Consider the following 17,249-nt stretch of genomic DNA (forward strand, 5'->3'; position numbering starts at 1 on the left):
CTCAGCTTTTGTCATTTGATTATACGAGTGGTCCGCCTTTGGCTTCAATGTCACTTGCTGCGTCGCTGAATTTTTGGAAGTTCTTTTTAAATTCATTGGCAAGGAAGTGTGCTTTTTCTTGATAAGCCTCTTGGTCATCCCATGTTTTAGAAGGTTGAAGCACTTCATCTGGTACGCCAGGAATATGAAGCGGGATGTGTAATCCAAAGATGTCGTCAGTGATCATTTCGGCGTTGTCGAGATCGCCTTCGATCGCTGCTTGCACCATTGCTCTTGTATGCGCTAGGTTCATGCGTTTGCCTGTACCATAGCCTCCGCCAGTCCAGCCTGTATTCACAAGGAATACTTTTGCGCCGTGCTCATCAATTTTCTTGCCAAGCATTTCAGCATAGACGTGAGCTGGAAGCGGCAAGAACGGTGAACCGAAGCAAGTAGAGAATGTCGTTTCTGGTGATGTGACACCGCGTTCAGTTCCTGCTAATTTACTTGTGTAACCGCTCAAGAAATGGTACATCGCCTGTTCTTTTGTTAAACGGCTGATTGGAGGTAAAACGCCAAATGCATCAGCTGTTAAGAAGACAATGGCAGATGGGTGTCCTGCGATACTTGGCTTCACGATGTTATCAATCATTTCGATTGGGTAAGCAGCGCGTGTGTTTTCAGTGAAGAATGTGTCATCATAATCCGCTTCACGTGTTTCTTCATCAAGCACAACATTTTCAAGAACTGATCCGAAGCTGATGGCTTTGTAGATTTGCGGTTCTTTTTCTTCGCTTAAGTTCACACATTTCGCATAGCATCCGCCCTCAATATTGAAGACTCCTGAGCCAGACCAGCCGTGTTCATCGTCACCGATCAGCTTGCGGCTTGCACTTGCAGAAAGCGTCGTTTTCCCAGTACCTGAAAGGCCGAAGAATAATGCGACATCGCCTTCTTGACCGACGTTTGCTGAGCAGTGCATGGATAAAATATCTTGCTCAGGAAGCAGGTAATTCATGACAGAGAAAATGGACTTTTTCATCTCTCCTGCATATTCTGTACCACCGATCAGAATGGTGCGTTTTTCAAAAGAAACGATAATAAACGTTTCAGAGTTTGTGCCATCTGTTTCAGGATCTGCTTTAAAATGCGGTGCAGATAAGATGGTGAATGGTTTTTCGTTTGAAGAAGGTGTTGATCCGTCAGGTCTGATGAATAGCTGCTTTGCAAAGAGATTGTGCCATGCAAATTCGTTTACCACTGTAATTGGCATACGGTATCTTTCATCAGCGCCGGCAAATCCTTCAAAGACGAATAGTTCATCACGTTCTTTTAAGTATGACACAACCTTTGTATATAAACGGTCAAATGCTTCTTTAGAGATCGGCTGGTTGACTTGACCCCAATCAATTTTATGTTCAGAGCTTTCTTCTTTGACGATAAATTTATCTTTAGGCGAACGTCCTGTGTAGGCACCAGTTGTTGCACGGACAGCTCCTGTTGATGTTAAAACGCCTTCATCACGTGCCAAAATCTTTTCAACAAGTTTCGGAACAGATAAATTTTGATGCGTATTTTCTAATGAGAGCAATGACTGCAAATCTTCTTTTAAATCCACTGAGTTCATAAAAAAACCCTTCCTTTACCGTTGAATTTGTTTGTTTTGATTAGTATAACACATTCATAATAATAGTCTATACTATTTAAATGTTTTTGTGTGTGTTTTTTCATTTCTGCTATGAAAATATGCTTTTTGGTGATGCTAAGTGTGAGGTGAAAAAAGAGGGGAGATAATTCTGATGAAGCATTGACATGATGCAAGGGTTTGAGATAAGATATCTTATTGAACGGATACTCTTATCCCGAGTTGGTGGAGGGACAGGCCCGATGAAGCCCAGCAACCGGTTTCTTGTGAAAAAGGCATGAATATGCTGAGAAACCAAGGTGCTAACCTGATGCAAGGTACAAGAACACCTTGAGCGATAAGAGTGAAAGGCATGCGATCTCAGACCCTTTCCTCGCAATGAAGGAAATGGTTTTTTTATTTTTGGGATATCATATGAACAAATTGCCAATAACATCTCTAATAGAAACGTTTTCAAATATAAGAGGGAACGAGTTCCGTATCATATTGGAGGCCTCATCTTGGGATGATGTGGTCTTGTACAGGAGGAAATAGCCATTATGAGTCAAAATCGTCGTTTATTTACTTCAGAATCAGTAACAGAAGGACATCCGGATAAAATCTGTGATCAAATTTCAGACAGCATTTTGGATGAAATTTTAAAGAAAGATCCAAATGCACGTGTTGCCTGTGAAACTTCTGTTACAACGGGTCTCGTATTAGTAAGCGGTGAAATTACAACGTCTACTTATGTCGATATTCCAAAGACGGTGCGTGACACGATTAAGGAAATTGGCTACACACGTGCGAAATATGGTTTTGATGCGGAAACATGTGCAGTGCTCACATCCATTGATGAACAGTCTGCTGATATTGCGCAAGGTGTAGACAAAGCGCTTGAAGCACGTGAAGGAACAATGACTGAAGAAGAAATTGATGCGATCGGTGCAGGTGACCAAGGATTGATGTTTGGTTTTGCCAACAACGAAACCGAAGAGCTCATGCCGCTGCCGATTTCACTAGCGCATAAATTATCTCTGCGTTTAACAGAAGTGCGCAAGGATCAAACACTTGCCTATCTTCGTCCAGACGGAAAAACACAAGTAACAGTAGAATATGATGAGCAAAATAAACCTGTTCGTATTGACACAGTGGTTATTTCTACGCAGCATGCACCAGAAGTGACGCTTGAACAAATTCAAAGCGACTTAAAAGAGCATGTCATCCGCCCTGTGGTTCCAAGCGAACTCATTGACGAAGAGACAAAATACTTTATTAACCCAACAGGCCGTTTCGTCATCGGCGGACCTCAAGGAGATGCTGGTTTAACTGGACGTAAAATCATCGTTGATACGTATGGCGGGTACGCTCGTCATGGCGGCGGTGCTTTCTCTGGGAAGGACGCAACAAAGGTTGACCGTTCTGCGGCATACGCTGCTCGTTACGTAGCGAAAAACATTGTAGCTGCCGGTCTTGCAGATTCTTGTGAAGTACAACTTGCTTATGCAATTGGTGTTGCGCAGCCTGTATCGATTTCAATTGATACATTCGGAACAGGAAAAGCTTCTGAAGAAAAATTAATTGAAGTGGTTCGTGCGAACTTTGATCTTCGCCCAGCTGGCATTATTAAAATGCTTGACCTGCGTCGTCCGATCTATAAACAAACAGCTGCATACGGACATTTCGGCCGTCATGATTTAGATCTTCCGTGGGAAAAAACGGATAAAGCCGATACACTTCGTAAAGAAGCATTAGGACAATAACAACATAGAAAACCGCTTATTTTAAGCGGTTTTCCTTTTGATTAAAAAAAATTCTACAAAAAGTGAAAAAATGTGAAACAAAATCGGACAAAATACTGTCTAATTATAGGTCTACTTTTAAGAAATAACATAACGTGGAGGCAATAATATGTGTGGGTTTGTTGGTGTATTTAATCACCGTCCATTGTCCGAAACTACTGAGCAGGAAGAGTTAATTAAACAAATGAATCGTCTCATCGTTCACCGTGGTCCCGATGATGAGGGTTACTTTCATGACGAGCATGTAGGATTTGGATTTAGACGTTTAAGTATTATAGATGTTGAGCACGGAAAGCAGCCGCTTTCTTATGAAGATGAAAAGTATTGGATTATTTTCAACGGAGAAATTTATAACTATGTGGAGCTGAAGGAAGAGCTTGTGAAAAAGGGCTATACGTTCAGCACAGATTCTGATACGGAAGTACTGCTTGCCACATACCGTCATTATAAAGAAGAGGCGGCTTCTAAACTTCGCGGCATGTTTGCATTTTTAATTTGGGATAAAGAAGCGCAGCAATTATATGGCGCGAGAGATCCTTTTGGCATCAAACCGCTTTATTTTACACAAATGGATGAGCAAGTGTACTTTGCGTCTGAACGCAAAAGCTTGATGGCTGTGAACGAGAACATTTTATTTGATGAGACTTCATTGCAGCAGTACATGTCGTTCCAGTTCGTTCCTGAGCCAAATACACTTGATCAAAAGGTGCACAAAGTTGAGCCTGGTCATCAGTTTATTTTACGCCCAGGACAGGAGATCGAATTTAAGACATACTGGAAGGTTCAATTCAAGCCTGAACAAACACAAGAACAGAAATTAATAGAAGAAGTACGCGATGCAATCTATGATTCTGTGAAAGTTCACATGAGAAGTGATGTACCTGTTGGTTCATTCCTATCAGGTGGTATTGATTCTTCCTTCATCGTGTCTGTCGCAAAGGAATTACACCCTGAGCTGAAGACATTCTCTGTTGGCTTCCAGCAGGATGGCTTTAGTGAAGTCGATGTCGCGAAGGAAACAGCTGATAAGCTAGGCTTACAAAACTTCAGTGCCGTTATTTCTCCAGAGGAATATATGAACGAGCTTCCGAAGATTGTCTGGCATTTAGACGATCCTTTAGCTGATCCGGCGGCGATTCCATTGTATTTTGTGGCAAAAGAAGCGAAGAAACAAGTGACGGTTGTTCTTTCAGGTGAGGGAGCGGACGAGCTGTTCGGCGGATATAATATTTACCGTGAGCCTCTTTCTCTTAAACCATTTGAATCTGTACCATCTATGCTGAAAAAGCTTCTTCTTCGTCTGGCGCGATTAATGCCAGAAGGAATGAAAGGGAAGAGCTTTATCGTTCGCGGCTGTACGCCATTAGAGGAACGTTATATCGGTAATGCGAAAATCTTTGAAGAGCCAGTGAAGAAAAACCTCTTAAAACATTATGATCCAAGCATCACGTATCGTGACGTAACGAAGACATACTTCGAGGAAAGCGCAGGCTATAGTGATATTAACAAAATGCAATATGTTGATATTCATACGTGGATGCGCGGAGACATCTTACTGAAAGCAGACAAGATGACGATGGCGAATTCTCTTGAGCTTCGTGTTCCATTCCTTGATAAGGTCGTTTTTGAAGCGGCTTCTAAAATTCCAGAAGAGCTGAAAACAAAAGATGGCACAACGAAATATTTATTGCGTAAAGCAGCAGAAGGCATTGTGCCTGACCATGTGTTAAACCGTAAAAAGCTTGGTTTCCCTGTGCCAATTCGTCATTGGCTGAAAAATGAGATGAATGCTTGGGCGAAAGACATCATCAAAAACAGTCAAACAGATGAATACATTAACAAAGAGTATGTGCTTGATTTATTAAATGAGCATTGTGCTGGCAAAGCAGATCATAGCCGTAAGATTTGGACCGTCCTCATCTTTATGATCTGGCACAGCATTTATGTGGAGCGCAGCATTGATCCAGAGCAGTTGAATCATCAACCGAAAGAAGTCATCTTTAGTTAATGAAAAAAGGTTTTCAGCTTTGTGCTGAAAACCTTTTTTGTCATGATAGAAAGCAGTGGAAAAGGGTAAAATAACAAGCGGTTCATAGTTATTGCTTAATATCCTGAAAAAAACATGATAAAGTGAAGATACACGTATGATGTTAACGGGATAAAAGGGAACGATAGTATTGTCCTTTTTCTACATATTCTCTACGGATTCTGTCCATGTCTTGGATATCTTCATCTGTTAACTGACGGACGACCTTGGCTGGACGGCCAAAAGCGAGTGATCCTTTTGGAATAACCTTTCCTTGAGGGACAAGACTACCTGCACCGATAAAGGCACCTTCGCCAATTTCTGCACCATCGAGAATGATGGACCCCATACCAATGAGGGCATTTTTTCGAATGATTGAGCTATGTAATGTGACTTGGTGTCCAATGGTAGCACCATCTTCTATAAGAAGTGTTTTTCCAGGACTTTGATGCAGACAGGATAAATCTTGAATATTGACGTTTTTTCCAATTCTCACAGGAGCGACATCGCCTCTGATGACGGTTTGAAACCACACGCTCGAATATTCTCCAATCGTGACATTACCAGTAATGGTGACGTTATCTGCGACAAAGACCGATTCATGAATCTCAGGTGTAAACTGATGATATGGATAAATCACTTTTTCGACTTCCTTTCTTAATACAACATTTGTGAGGTGTTTACTTTGTGGACTTGGCATGCTGAAAGACCAGTTGGTACAATTGTAATTGTACATGGTGCGAGTGAATATCACGGCCGATATAAATGGCTGATCGAAATGTGGCGAAATGCAGGCTATCACGTCGTTATGGGTGACCTCCCTGGGCAAGGGACATCGACACGTGCGCGCGGCCACATTCGCTCGTTTCAGGAATACATTGATACAATAGATGAATGGATCGAACATGCGAAATCATTCAGGCTTCCTACTTTTTTACTTGGACACAGTATGGGTGGACTCATTTCAATTGAGTGGATCAAGCAGTATACCCATACGAAGATTGATGGCCTTATTTTATCATCACCTTGTTTAGGTCTGCAATTTAAACCGAAGAAGCTAATGGATTTTGCATCAAAAGGTCTAAATGTGCTGGCACCGTCCTTTAAAGTCGAGTCAGGGCTGTCGATTGAACTAGCCACACGGAATCAGGCTGTGATTGAGGCAGACTCAAATGATTCTCTTTACGTAACAAAGGTGTCGGTTCGCTGGTACCGAGAGCTGATCAAAAATATTGATGCGGCCATGCAGCCAACGAATGTCTTTAAATCGATTCCGCTCCTTTTAATGCAGGCGGGCGATGATAAGATCGTGGATAAAACGAGGGTGATCAAATGGTTCAATGGCATTGAATCAACCAATAAATCATACCGTGAATGGGAAGAACTGTATCACGAAATTTTTAATGAACCGGAAAGAGAAGATGTGTTTAAGGCAGCAAGAGCCTTTACAGATCAATATATTTGATGGTGAGCTTTAAGTTGGGGGTGGATTGATTTGTCAGTACCAGAGCGTCCTTTTGCACTGATGACAAAGGTGTATAAAGATATTTTTCCGCTTGTTCATCAGGAGCTGAAAAAGTGGCGGGCTCATGCAGAAATGATTGAAAATGAAGAACTGCGAACGCAGGCACTAGCGAGCATATCGAGTAAAACCTTTCACTGTGAAGGCGGAGGCATTTTATCTCTCCTAGCAGGTGAGGCGAAAGAAACGTGTATTGAATTCATTGTGGCGTATCAAACCATCAGTGATTACTTAGATAACCTATGTGACCGCAGCACGTCGCTGGATCCAAAAGATTTTCATATGCTGCATCAAGCGATGAGAGATGCGCTTGATATTCATGCTGAGCTCAAGCCTTACTATCAATTCCGTGATGATCAAGAGGATCATGGGTATTTACATGCGCTTGTCCGCACATGCCAAGACGTGCTTACGCACCTTAAGCATTATCCGATCATTCAGCCATATTTACACACGCTGTGTGATTACTACAGTGATTTGCAAGTACATAAACATGTCGTTCCTCATGAACGGGTCCCGCGTCTAGAATCGTGGTTTCGCCAATATGAAAAGGATTTGCCTAAGATGGAATGGTATGAATTTTCAGCTTGTGCAGGATCAACGTTAGGGATTTTCTGTCTTGTGGCGTATGCGCTGCAGCCGGATTTTACAGAAAAGCAGGCGAAGCAAATTTACGAAAGCTATTTCCCTTATATCCAAGGTCTGCACATTTTACTTGATTATTTAATTGACCAAGAAGAAGACCGGCTTGGGGGAGATCTGAACTTTTGCTCCTACTATGCCTCTCATCATGAGATGATGGATAGACTTCAGCACTTTATTGAAAAAGCGGATGAGCAGCTGAAAGGCATTCCACACGAAAACTTTCACAAATTGATTAACAGAGGGTTACTGGCAGTCTATTTGTCCGATGAAAAAGTGACAGCCCAAAAAGAGATGAATAAGCTGGCAAAACGGCTGATCAAATCAAGCGGGAAAACATCATTCTTTTTCTATATCAACGGAAGAGCCTACCGGACCTATCAGAAAATGCCTTGGATGAAATCCTCATAAAAAAGCTCAAATCCATTAGGATTTGAGCTTCAGCGCGCAGACAAACCCTCGCATTCTTTGTCAGTCCTGCGTGCCGGTACTCACGAATGTCAAATTCGCTCCGTTCCGGTGCTCGTTCTTCCTAGACTGCAAAGGTTTTCTATCACGCTGAAAGAAGACAAAGGGCTAAAATAAAAATCATTTTAGCCCTTTGTCAATAATCTGAGCTCAGATCATTAGGATTTGAGCTTTTTTTCAATGGCGACCACAAAAGGCGGGTCGTTTTGAATATTCATGTATTGATATGATAAAACTTGTACCTCTTCATGAGGAAGTGATCTGCAATAGTCGAGAAGTACTTCTTTTTCTCTTTTTCCTTCGGAGTGTCCATGGTAAATCACAAGGACGATCAGACCGCCGGGTTTAAGCCAGTCGAGGAGCTGCTCGATGGCTTCGATGGTTGTATGAGACTGAGTGGTGACGGCTTTATCGCCTCCGGGCAGGTACCCAAGGTTAAACACCGCACCAGAAATATGTCCATAAACATCCTTTGGCAGGTGATGAGCCAGTTTTTCATGCCCATCGTGGATCAGATGAACGTAAGGATATCCCTCGCCAAGCCTTTTTCTCGTCTGCTGTAGGGCTTCCTCTTGTACGTCGAATGCGAAAACTTGTCCATCATTTCCTACAAGATCAGCTAAATAGCGTGTATCGTGGCCATTTCCCATCGTTGCATCAATGACGATGTCGCCTTTTTGACAAGCCCGTTCTAACAGCTCTTTACTAAAAGGGAGCATGCGTTTCAAAATCATTTGGCTGCTTCTTCCAATCTGACGAAACGTTTGCCTTGGTAGCTGTTACGTCTTTCGAGCTCAGCATTAATGGCATTTAGTACTTCCCACTTGTTTACACTCCACATCGGACCAACCATTAATTCAATTGGGCCATCCCCTGTAATGCGGTGAATAATCATTTCTGGCGGCAGGATCTCCAGTTGATCACAAACAAGCTGAACATATTCTTCCTGGCTTAGAAACTCCAATTTGCCTTTTTCGTATTGCTTGACCATTGGGGTTCCTTTTAAAAGGTGAAGTAAATGAATTTTAATTCCTTGCACATCTAAATCTGCGACAGCTTTTGCTGTTTCCATCATCATGTCCCGGTTTTCTAGAGGCAGTCCGTTGATGATATGCGAGCAGACACGAATTCCGTGTTTTCGCAGTTTTTCTACACCTTCTACGTAGCATTCATAATCATGGGCACGGTTAATGAGCATTGCTGTCCGTTCATGAACCGTTTGAAGACCAAGCTCTACCCAGAGATAAGTGCGCTCATTTAATTCGGCTAAATACTCCACCACGTCATCTGGCAGGCAGTCAGGTCTTGTCGCAATAGATAAACCAACCACACCATCCAAATTCATAACGGTTTCAAATTTTTCCTTTAAAACAGGAAGCGGGGCGTGTGTGTTTGTATACGCTTGAAAATACGCCATATATTTTCCGTCTTTCCATTTTGTGTGCATCCGGTCTTTGATTTCGTTAAATTGAGTGATGAGATCATCAGCCCGGTTTCCTGCAAAATCACCAGACCCAGCTGCACTGCAAAATGTACAGCCTCCGTGGGCTACAGTACCATCACGGTTTGGGCAGTCAAAGCCGCCGTCTAAGGCCACTTTAAATACTTTATGACCAAAGTGCTCTCGCAAATGATAGTTCCATGTGTGATAGCGTTTTTCGCTATTTGAATATAAAAAAGGGTTATGCTGATCCAAGTCAGTAACCTCCTTGCGTAATAATAGGCATCCTTAAAGTTTAACAAAAATCATGAAGGAGGACAATTGAATCTGTCCAACATTTTCTTTAGTGAAAAAGCTTTACGTGGGCAAAATAGGCGGGAACAATGATGAAATGGAGGGAATGCAAGATGGCAACAAGGCAGTCGATCGATGAATTTATCCAAAAAAGTACTGAAACCCTTGAGTTTGCAAATGAGCAATTTGATTTGAACTTACGCCAAGAGCATTATAATGAGGACGAATTTTCTCAGGCGCAGCTTATGCTTGAAGATGCGGTGAACGAATTAGAAAAATTAAAAGATGTCGCCAATGACCAGCAAAGAGAGCGATTAGACAGGGCGCGTGTTCAAATTCAAAGCTTGCAAAATCAAATGATTTTAGGTATTTCTTACGACAACGAATGATGAACAGATCCTTTTTTTAAGGATCTGTTTTTTATTTTTTAAAAGGCTATTGACTTTTTGGCTGAGTGTATTTATTGTGTTAAGTGTACTACAACAACTAATACACTAAAGACACTTAAAAAGTGAAGAAAGGTGTTCAACCATGAAAAAAGAAAAAAAACCAATCAATTTGAAGTGGATGGTGCTGGCTGTTGCGTTAGCATGTACATTTTTTTTCGTTCTCGTTTTCATTGGTTTTGAAGTTCAAAAAGATTTGATACCTAATTCAATCCCTTTAATGCAAGGGCATGAACAAGCGATAGGACTGCAAAAGCATGAATGAGGAAAGAGGGAGCCATCATGATTCAAATAGATCCACGAAGCGCTGCGCCATTATATGAACAAATCATTGAGCAACTCAAAATTTTATGTCTAAAAGGTGTAATGAAACCTGGTGACAAACTGCCCTCTGTCAGAGAGCTCGCCACCATTATCATCGCCAACCCAAACACCGTCAGTAAAGCATATAAAGAGCTTGAGCGGGAAGGGATTATTGAAACACTAAGAGGCCGCGGTACGTATGTAACAGAAGGGGCTCAGTTAAAGCTGAATGAAGGGAAGGTGTTGGAGATGAAGGAGCAATTAAAACAACTCATCATAGAAGCTCATTATGCCGGTATTGATATTCAACAACTGAAGGAATGGATAGAAGAGATCGGCTCAAGTCTTGAGGGAGGAAAACAAGTTGATTGAGGTTAGAAATGTATCAAAGACATTAAATGGACGTGAAGTACTCAGTAACGTTTCCTTCAAAATAGGCGAAGGTGAGATCTTCGGTCTGCTTGGCAGGAATGGCTCAGGAAAAACAACACTTCTCCGCTTGATTCAGCAAATTCTTCTTCCAGATGAAGGAGAGATTTATTTTAAAGACGTGCTTGTGAAAGACCACCCGTTAGTGAAGCAAAATATTGTGTATATGCCAGTCGTAAATCCCTACTTTGACAGATACAATTACGGACAGCTTGTCCAGCTGTTAAAGCATATTTATCCGAAGTTTGACGTGACATATGCCAATGAGCTTGTGAACCGCTATGAAATTCCGGAAAAAGTGAAATATCGTGAACTATCGACAGGGTTAAAAAAACAGCTGTCATTAATTCTAAGCTTTGCGATCAAGCCAGCGGTGATTTTGTTAGATGAACCGACAGATGGAATTGATGCCGTCACAAGAAATGATGTTCTTCAGCTCATGATCGACGAGGTAGCGGAACGTGAAACATCGATTCTCATTACATCGCACCGATTAGAGGATATTGAGCGTATGTGTAACCGAATCGGGTTTTTAGAAGGAAATCAGCTTACAAGTGTCATGGATCTAGATGAGTTAAAGAATGATTATGTCAAAATACAGATGGCTTTTGAAGAAGATATGAACTTGAGTATACGGAAAAATGGCGTTGCTATATTAGATCAAGCGGGCATTTTTTATACAGCGCTTGTTCTTAAAACCGATGTAGAGGCTAAAGAGTACTTGAAGTCGCTGCAGCCAAAAGTATGGCATGAACTGCCTGTGAATTTAGAAGAAGTATTCATTGCAAAGTTTGGAGGGAAACGGAGATGGTAAAGCGGCAATTATTATATAAGGAGTGGAAGCAATCAGAGCTGACATTTATTTTAGTGATGCTGGTTGCGGCGCTTGCGACGCCCTTATCCCTCCTAATGGGATATTCATCCTTTCAAACATGTTTAAAGGATCCCACATGTATTTTGGATACATCACATTTTTCCTATAGTTTTAAGAAAGATGCTTTTCTCGCTCTTTCATGGTTAATGGGAATCCTTTTTGCCATAATTCAGCTTGGCTTTGAGAGAAATAAAGGGCAAATGGATTTCACCTTAGCCTTGCCTTTTAGTAGAAGTACCATCTATCAGACAAAATTTTTCTTGGGTGCCGGGATCATTGCACTCATTCATGCATTCTCATATGCCTTAACTTACTTACTTATATTAGGCATCAAACCTGTTGAGACACCTGGATTTAACAGTATGTATTTATATGCTTTGGTGTCATCCTTGATGATATATGCCCTGTTTTTTGCAGCAGGCACTTTAACAGGAAGTGCAATTGCCCAAGCAATCGTTGCATTCAGTACAGCCATTTTACCTTTTTTACTAATTGGTCTACCATTGGTTCATTTAGAATTTATATTGAGAACAAATGGGGAGTGGGTTGATCAGTCGCTTAATCATATTATCTTGGCAATTTCTCCAATCACTTATATAGCTGAATTTAATCAGTATGAATATACGATTTGGTTCAGCGGTGAAGAATTCATCGTACCAATTGTCATGATGATTTTATTTTATTTCATTGGTTTGTTTTGCTTCATCAAACATCCAATTGAACGAAGTGGCCGTTTTTTCCTTTACCCAAAAATGGATCGGCCTATTCAAATTATGGTCATTGCTTTTGGTGTTTTAGGTTTTGGCTGGGGTGGATTCTCCTCAGACAATTCCATGTTTGGTTATATCGCTGGCATGATAATCGGCGGTGCTGTAGGCGCACTAACGAGTTATTTCTTAATATATCGAAAAAGATAAACAGAGAGTAGGGGAGTAGAGATGATTCAGATTCAAGCGTTAGATCATGTGTTTAAAATTGGTAAAAAGGGCAGAGAGAATGAGATTCCTGTGCTGAAAGGGATTGACCTATCTATCAAAAGAGGCGACATTGCTTGTATTGTGGGGCGAAGTGGCTCGGGGAAATCTACCCTATTGAACTTAATTTCAGGATATATTACGCCAACGGGTGGACAAATTGTCATTGATGGTACCGATGTGACCGGCTTTAATGAAAAAGAATGGGCGGACTTCCGCTTAGATCACTTTGGTTTTATCTTTCAAAGCTTTCAATTGATCGGGAGCTTAACGACGTATGAAAATGTTGAACTTCCGCTCACTTTAAAAGGTGTGAAGCCGTCTGAACGAAAGACGAAAGTAAATGAAATGCTGAAACGAGTAGGTCTCGAACATCATGCAGGGCATTACCCGAATGAGTTGTCCGGCGGGCAGCAGCAGCGTGTGAGTATTGCAAGAGCCTTGATTTTAAATCCATCTATTATATTAGCGGATGAACCAACAGGCAGTCTAGATTCAGAAACCGAAGGAGAAATTCTAGCCTTTATCCAGCAGCTCAATCGTGAAAAAGGAATCACGTTTGTCATCATTACACATGACGATGAAGTCGCTTCAATCGCAGATACAACGTTCCAGCTTCATGATGGTGTATTAAAGAAAGGGGAACAGACCATTGAAATTTAGAGATCAGGTCAAATTCATTAGAAGAAACATGAAGAAAAATAGATTGCGTGTGTTTATGACCATTCTTGCGACGACAATGGCATGCTCTTTCTTAATCGTTCTAGCATCTGTCGGTTTTGGTTTGCAAAAATCGGCGCAAGATGAAATCATGAAACAGCAAATCATCACAGAAGTGAAAGTGTTAGGCAAGGAAAAAGGTGCCGTCAAGGTAGATGATTTAAAGAAATATGATCATGTGAAATCTGTCGTCTCAAGAACGTCTCTCGTTCCATCGGTAAACGTCGAGCTCGATGACCGCTCAAGTGAAACGCAGGCTGCTCTGACCGATATGAAAGAGGAAAAAGAAGCAGGGCTTGAACTAGACAGAGGGAAAGTCCCAACATCAGCAAACGAAATTGTGGTTGGGTACCATATGGCAGAACAACTGTGGACAAAAAAAGAGCGCAAAGCCTATGAAAAAGAATTAAATCAAACGTCAAACGGTGAAGAAGAACCAAAAGAGCCAAAAGGCTACACGAAAGATATTTTAAATAAAGTGATTCAAATCAAGGTACCAAAACTCAACGAAGAAAATGAAGTCGTCAAAGAAAAAACATTTGATTTCCGTGTAGTAGGAGTCATGAAAAAGCCAAATTTGGAGTGGCAGCAGGATCATAAAATTCTCATTCCGAATGCGTATGAAAAGGAATTTGGTCAAATACTTGATCTATCTCCTGAAGCAGGAAATGTCGAGAAAATGACCTCTGTCTATGCAGATAAATTCGACAATGTCGGTGCACTCACGAATAAGCTGACAGATGAGGGCTACCAAGTCATCTCTGTGACGAATCAGCTCGAAGGTATGGATATGTTCTTTACTGTCTTCAAAATTGGACTCATTTTTGTCGGCTGTATCGCAGTCATTATTTCTGCAATTGGTATTTTTAATACGATGACAATGGCAGTAACAGAGCGAACACAAGAGATTGGGATTATGAAAGCCATTGGTGCGAATCCATCGATTATCAAGCGAATGTTCCTCATGGAAAGTGCTTATATTGGGGTGATTGGGTCGATCATCGGTATTATCATCTCATATATCATTAGTTTCGCCGTCAATTTAATCATTCCAGCCATTTTGTCGTCCATGTCAGAGGGAGGGTCAAGCGATCAATTCTCGATCACCTTCTCCTATATTCCGCTCAGCCTTGTGATCACAGCAACAGTGATTAGCGCAGGGGTAGCGATCCTTTCAGGGCTTAACCCAGCACGTAAAGCAACAAAAACGAATGTATTAGCAGCATTAAGAAGAGAAATCTAAAAAAGAACCTCCTAAGACACCCGATTGGGCTGACAGGAGGTTCTTTTTTTGTGACACATGGCTATTGCTTAGGTGCCCGGTACCCTGCACGTTCTGCCTCTTCTACGGAGCAGAATAGTTCGGTTACATTTTTTGTTCTAGAGTAGTATCTGCTGCTCGGTGTGTGATAAATGCCATTGACACTTCCTTTGATGTTACAGGCAGCTGATTCTTTTTTTGTTTCCTTCTGCGATTCATGACCGCCTGTACTTTTTCCTTCATCTTTAGGAGCGGAGCGCTGAACAGTGGAAGACTTCGTATCGCTGCTGCTTTTCTTGTTCTCTTTTTTGAGTGTTTCATTGCTCGAGGCAAGCTTGTCTATTTTCTCTTCAAGCACTTGAATGGTCTTTTCTTGCTTTTTGACTGTTTCTTTTTCTGAGGTGATGGTTTCTAGCTTTTTAGCTAGTTTTTCTTTATCCTTTGTTGCGTCCTCTAAAGAGGCGGTAAGCTCCTCTTTATCAGCTTTTAAGCGCGTTATGTCAGATGTGAGCTGCTTTTGATCCTTTAACAGCTGTTCTGAAGATGGATCTGCCTTCGGTGCATCTGTGGCAGCAAACGGTAATGACATAATGGAAAAGACGAGACCGAAGATCAAAAAAGGATAAAATAGTTTCTTTGAAAAGATATGCTCGTTCTGGTGTTTGAGTAATAAGAAATTGACGGCATATCCTATGGCGAAACAAACACATAAAAGACCTATGATGAGTAACATCATCATCTAGAAGCCCCCCTAAATCTTTATTTACTCCTATCATACCTCATTTTTCCATTTTTAGGGGCGGTTTAACTAAAAAAACCCTGTTTACACAGGGTTTTCAGCTAATGTTAATCCTTTGATTGCTTCCTTAACCGTCAAATATGTGATCGTATCCTGGAAATCTGTATCCAAGTCTTTCATTTTCATCGCAAGCTGCGGTTTGATCCCTGTGATGATCAGTTCGGTTCCAGTTAAACTGAGAAGATGATGCAGCTTGAAAATGCGTCCTGCAACGGAATCATCGACATCGATTAAGCCAGAAAGATCGACAATTAAATAATCATCCTTTGAATCATCTAATATACAAGTTAACTTCGCAACAATGGCATCAAAGCGTTCTTCAGATAGTTTTCCAATGAGTGGTAGAGCAGATACACCATTTTTGATTGGGACGATTGGCGTCGAAAGAGAGGTGACTTCCTGTAAGGAATCTTCTAGGAGTTGTTCATATTCTTTCTGTTTCGTAATATCCTTTTGAAAGCCAATGAAAAATGTTTTATCATCTTGTTCAATGTATAGAGGATCTATATTGAGTTCATTCCAAAAAAAAGTACCGTCTTTTTTATAATTTTTTAGCTGTGTGGTAATAGGTATTTTATTCTGTATTCCATGACGTATTAAATCAAGCTGCTCTTGATCTGTGTCTTTTCCTTGAAGGAATCGACAATTTCGCCCAAGAATCTCATCTGGTTTGTATCCAGTCATGTGTGTAAAGCCATGGTTCACATAAATGATAGGGTTATCCTCTAAAGAAGGGTCTGTAATGACAACACCGATCCGCGCATGATCTAGCGCTTTTTTTATGAGTTCAAGCTGTTTTTGCAAGCCGAAGATGTTCGAGCTGACCATATTACCCTCCTTTGCTGCTACTAGCAGACATATCAAATGGCTGTTTTTTCAACCAAAGGTATTCCTTACTAAAGTAACATAACATATGTTCTGTTTCAATGATTGCAATGGCTTTGTTAAATTTGTCATCATAGTTTGTCCTCCATTAGAATATAGTAAGTAAGGAGACTTTTCTTTAGAAAAAGAAGGAATCAATTGCTCATAATTCATAAAATGACAAAAATAGTTAATATGGATTAGGCAAAAATGATTCCAATGCATCAAGATTGTTTTTGGGTCATTCACATATAATGGAAGAAACAAGCTTTTTTTCTTCGTTAGAGAGAATAGACCTTTTACATGGATTATGACGGAACAGCAGAATGGCATTACAGGGGGCTGGACAGCCTGAAGTCGCTTTACTATTCTAAGGGCTTTAGGAAGGTGATGAAAATGCTGCAACAAGTCATTATTGCTTGCGCCATTGGAGGGGTCATGGGCATTCTCGGTCACGTAAAGAAAAAAGGCAGGCTAGAGAAGCCCAGAATGACAAAAAAGTTTATTTATTTAGGGTTTATTGAAGATTGGCTCGTTGGGATGATTGCCGCTACACTGCTTGTCTTATCCTCAAATCCCGATTCTAGTCTGCACTTGGTCATCTTATCAATTATTTCAGGTTACGGAGGAGAAGCAGTTCTGCGAAGCTTTGATTTTGTAAGAGAACAGCGTTCACAGGATGCAGACTCCAACCGTCATAACCGATCTCCACACGAATAATATCCTCTACTTTACCCTGATCTAGGGTACATTCCCATTGTATACAAACCTGCTTGCACTT

General features: G+C 41.1%; 18 protein-coding genes and 1 riboswitch. Of the genes, 12 read left to right on the forward strand and 6 right to left on the reverse strand.

The window, feature by feature from the left end:
• Positions 1-19: 19 nt before the first annotated feature.
• On the reverse strand, positions 20-1,606 hold the full coding sequence (gene pckA, locus ACSSTM_RS16795) for a phosphoenolpyruvate carboxykinase (ATP) (RefSeq protein ID WP_437404249.1): 1,587 nt from the start codon (positions 1,604-1,606) through the stop codon (positions 20-22).
• A gap of 227 nt (positions 1,607-1,833) precedes the next feature.
• Positions 1,834-1,968: riboswitch (SAM riboswitch) on the forward strand.
• Between the two features lie 195 nt (positions 1,969-2,163).
• Between pckA and metK the strand changes: the two genes are divergently transcribed.
• Both metK and asnB read left to right on the forward strand, forming a co-directional pair.
• On the forward strand, positions 2,164-3,366 hold the full coding sequence (gene metK / locus ACSSTM_RS16800; RefSeq protein WP_034665356.1) for a methionine adenosyltransferase: 1,203 nt from the start codon (positions 2,164-2,166) through the stop codon (positions 3,364-3,366).
• Between the two features lie 148 nt (positions 3,367-3,514).
• The gene (gene asnB, locus ACSSTM_RS16805; RefSeq protein ID WP_066030514.1) at positions 3,515-5,413 is read left to right on the forward strand and encodes an asparagine synthase (glutamine-hydrolyzing); all 1,899 of its coding nucleotides are present in this window, start codon (positions 3,515-3,517) and stop codon (positions 5,411-5,413) included.
• A gap of 142 nt (positions 5,414-5,555) precedes the next feature.
• On the opposite strand, the gene ACSSTM_RS16810 is transcribed toward asnB, so the two are convergent.
• Positions 5,556-6,071 carry a gamma carbonic anhydrase gene (locus ACSSTM_RS16810; protein WP_034665361.1) on the reverse strand — a complete coding sequence of 172 codons (516 nt, stop codon included), beginning with the start codon at positions 6,069-6,071 and terminating at the stop codon, positions 5,556-5,558.
• 45 nt (positions 6,072-6,116) lie between these two features.
• Here ACSSTM_RS16810 and ACSSTM_RS16815 point away from each other — a divergent pair, with 45 nt between their 5' ends.
• Both ACSSTM_RS16815 and ACSSTM_RS16820 read left to right on the forward strand, forming a co-directional pair.
• Positions 6,117-6,896, forward strand: coding sequence for an alpha/beta hydrolase (locus ACSSTM_RS16815; RefSeq protein WP_034665364.1), 780 nt, complete (start codon positions 6,117-6,119; stop codon positions 6,894-6,896).
• A gap of 30 nt (positions 6,897-6,926) precedes the next feature.
• Positions 6,927-8,006 carry a tetraprenyl-beta-curcumene synthase family protein gene (locus ACSSTM_RS16820; protein WP_437394693.1) on the forward strand — a complete coding sequence of 360 codons (1,080 nt, stop codon included), beginning with the start codon at positions 6,927-6,929 and terminating at the stop codon, positions 8,004-8,006.
• Between the two features lie 215 nt (positions 8,007-8,221).
• Here ACSSTM_RS16820 and ACSSTM_RS16825 read toward each other — a convergent pair whose 3' ends face one another.
• Entirely contained in the window at positions 8,222-8,797 is a 576-nt protein-coding gene (locus ACSSTM_RS16825; protein WP_106038085.1) for a tRNA (mnm(5)s(2)U34)-methyltransferase, read from the reverse strand.
• Positions 8,794-9,759 carry a TIGR01212 family radical SAM protein gene (locus tag ACSSTM_RS16830; RefSeq protein WP_003217704.1) on the reverse strand — a complete coding sequence of 322 codons (966 nt, stop codon included), beginning with the start codon at positions 9,757-9,759 and terminating at the stop codon, positions 8,794-8,796. Before ACSSTM_RS16830 ends, ACSSTM_RS16825 begins: the two co-directional genes overlap by 4 nt.
• Before the next feature lie 152 nt (positions 9,760-9,911).
• Here ACSSTM_RS16830 and ACSSTM_RS16835 point away from each other — a divergent pair, with 152 nt between their 5' ends.
• The 7 genes from ACSSTM_RS16835 (at position 9,912) to ACSSTM_RS16865 (ending at position 14,787) form a co-directional block, all read left to right on the forward strand.
• Complete coding sequence (locus ACSSTM_RS16835) at positions 9,912-10,187, forward strand: YtzC family protein (protein WP_437404250.1); 276 nt, start codon at positions 9,912-9,914, stop codon at positions 10,185-10,187.
• Between the two features lie 142 nt (positions 10,188-10,329).
• Positions 10,330-10,509: a hypothetical protein gene (locus ACSSTM_RS16840; protein WP_034665379.1), complete on the forward strand. Its 180-nt coding sequence runs from the start codon at positions 10,330-10,332 to the stop codon at positions 10,507-10,509.
• A gap of 17 nt (positions 10,510-10,526) precedes the next feature.
• Entirely contained in the window at positions 10,527-10,919 is a 393-nt protein-coding gene (locus tag ACSSTM_RS16845) for a GntR family transcriptional regulator (RefSeq protein ID WP_034665384.1), read from the forward strand.
• The gene (locus ACSSTM_RS16850; protein ID WP_003217564.1) at positions 10,912-11,790 is read left to right on the forward strand and encodes an ATP-binding cassette domain-containing protein; all 879 of its coding nucleotides are present in this window, start codon (positions 10,912-10,914) and stop codon (positions 11,788-11,790) included. The genes ACSSTM_RS16845 and ACSSTM_RS16850 overlap by 8 nt, the downstream gene beginning before the upstream one ends.
• On the forward strand, positions 11,784-12,767 hold the full coding sequence (locus ACSSTM_RS16855) for an ABC transporter ATP-binding protein (protein ID WP_342689166.1): 984 nt from the start codon (positions 11,784-11,786) through the stop codon (positions 12,765-12,767). Before ACSSTM_RS16850 ends, ACSSTM_RS16855 begins: the two co-directional genes overlap by 7 nt.
• Positions 12,768-12,788: 21 nt before the next feature.
• Positions 12,789-13,487 (forward strand): ABC transporter ATP-binding protein, encoded by a 699-nt coding sequence (locus ACSSTM_RS16860; RefSeq protein WP_187704036.1) that lies wholly within the window; start codon positions 12,789-12,791, stop codon positions 13,485-13,487.
• Entirely contained in the window at positions 13,477-14,787 is a 1,311-nt protein-coding gene (locus ACSSTM_RS16865; RefSeq protein WP_034665395.1) for an ABC transporter permease, read from the forward strand. The genes ACSSTM_RS16860 and ACSSTM_RS16865 overlap by 11 nt, the downstream gene beginning before the upstream one ends.
• A 61-nt stretch (positions 14,788-14,848) precedes the next feature.
• On the opposite strand, the gene ACSSTM_RS16870 is transcribed toward ACSSTM_RS16865, so the two are convergent.
• Both ACSSTM_RS16870 and ACSSTM_RS16875 read right to left on the reverse strand, forming a co-directional pair.
• Positions 14,849-15,544 (reverse strand): coiled-coil domain-containing protein, encoded by a 696-nt coding sequence (locus ACSSTM_RS16870; RefSeq protein WP_437404251.1) that lies wholly within the window; start codon positions 15,542-15,544, stop codon positions 14,849-14,851.
• Positions 15,545-15,628: 84 nt separating this feature from the next.
• Positions 15,629-16,432 carry a PAS domain-containing protein gene (locus ACSSTM_RS16875; RefSeq protein WP_034665400.1) on the reverse strand — a complete coding sequence of 268 codons (804 nt, stop codon included), beginning with the start codon at positions 16,430-16,432 and terminating at the stop codon, positions 15,629-15,631.
• Positions 16,433-16,858: 426 nt separating this feature from the next.
• On the opposite strand from ACSSTM_RS16875, the gene ACSSTM_RS16880 reads away from it, so the two are divergent.
• A complete protein-coding gene (locus ACSSTM_RS16880) occupies positions 16,859-17,188 on the forward strand; it encodes a DUF4257 domain-containing protein (RefSeq protein ID WP_223249904.1) in 330 nt (109 codons plus the stop codon).
• The last annotated feature ends 61 nt before the right edge of the window (positions 17,189-17,249 follow it).

This window comes from Bacillus sp. RK1064, assembly GCF_051488405.1.
Classification (GTDB): domain Bacteria; phylum Bacillota; class Bacilli; order Bacillales; family Bacillaceae; genus Bacillus.

Coding starts and splice junctions, on each gene's coding strand:
- ACSSTM_RS16840 (WP_034665379.1), top strand. CDS start 10,330: ATGAAAAAAGAAAAAAAACCAATCAATTTGAAGTGGATGGTGCTGGCT.
- asnB (WP_066030514.1), top strand. CDS start 3,515: ATGTGTGGGTTTGTTGGTGTATTTAATCACCGTCCATTGTCCGAAACT.
- ACSSTM_RS16880 (WP_223249904.1), top strand. CDS start 16,859: ATGAAAATGCTGCAACAAGTCATTATTGCTTGCGCCATTGGAGGGGTC.
- ACSSTM_RS16855 (WP_342689166.1), top strand. CDS start 11,784: ATGGTAAAGCGGCAATTATTATATAAGGAGTGGAAGCAATCAGAGCTG.
- ACSSTM_RS16825 (WP_106038085.1), bottom strand. CDS start 8,797: ATGATTTTGAAACGCATGCTCCCTTTTAGTAAAGAGCTGTTAGAACGG.
- ACSSTM_RS16835 (WP_437404250.1), top strand. CDS start 9,912: ATGGCAACAAGGCAGTCGATCGATGAATTTATCCAAAAAAGTACTGAA.
- ACSSTM_RS16870 (WP_437404251.1), bottom strand. CDS start 15,544: ATGATGATGTTACTCATCATAGGTCTTTTATGTGTTTGTTTCGCCATA.
- ACSSTM_RS16845 (WP_034665384.1), top strand. CDS start 10,527: ATGATTCAAATAGATCCACGAAGCGCTGCGCCATTATATGAACAAATC.
- ACSSTM_RS16860 (WP_187704036.1), top strand. CDS start 12,789: ATGATTCAGATTCAAGCGTTAGATCATGTGTTTAAAATTGGTAAAAAG.
- ACSSTM_RS16875 (WP_034665400.1), bottom strand. CDS start 16,432: ATGGTCAGCTCGAACATCTTCGGCTTGCAAAAACAGCTTGAACTCATA.
- pckA (WP_437404249.1), bottom strand. CDS start 1,606: ATGAACTCAGTGGATTTAAAAGAAGATTTGCAGTCATTGCTCTCATTA.
- metK (WP_034665356.1), top strand. CDS start 2,164: ATGAGTCAAAATCGTCGTTTATTTACTTCAGAATCAGTAACAGAAGGA.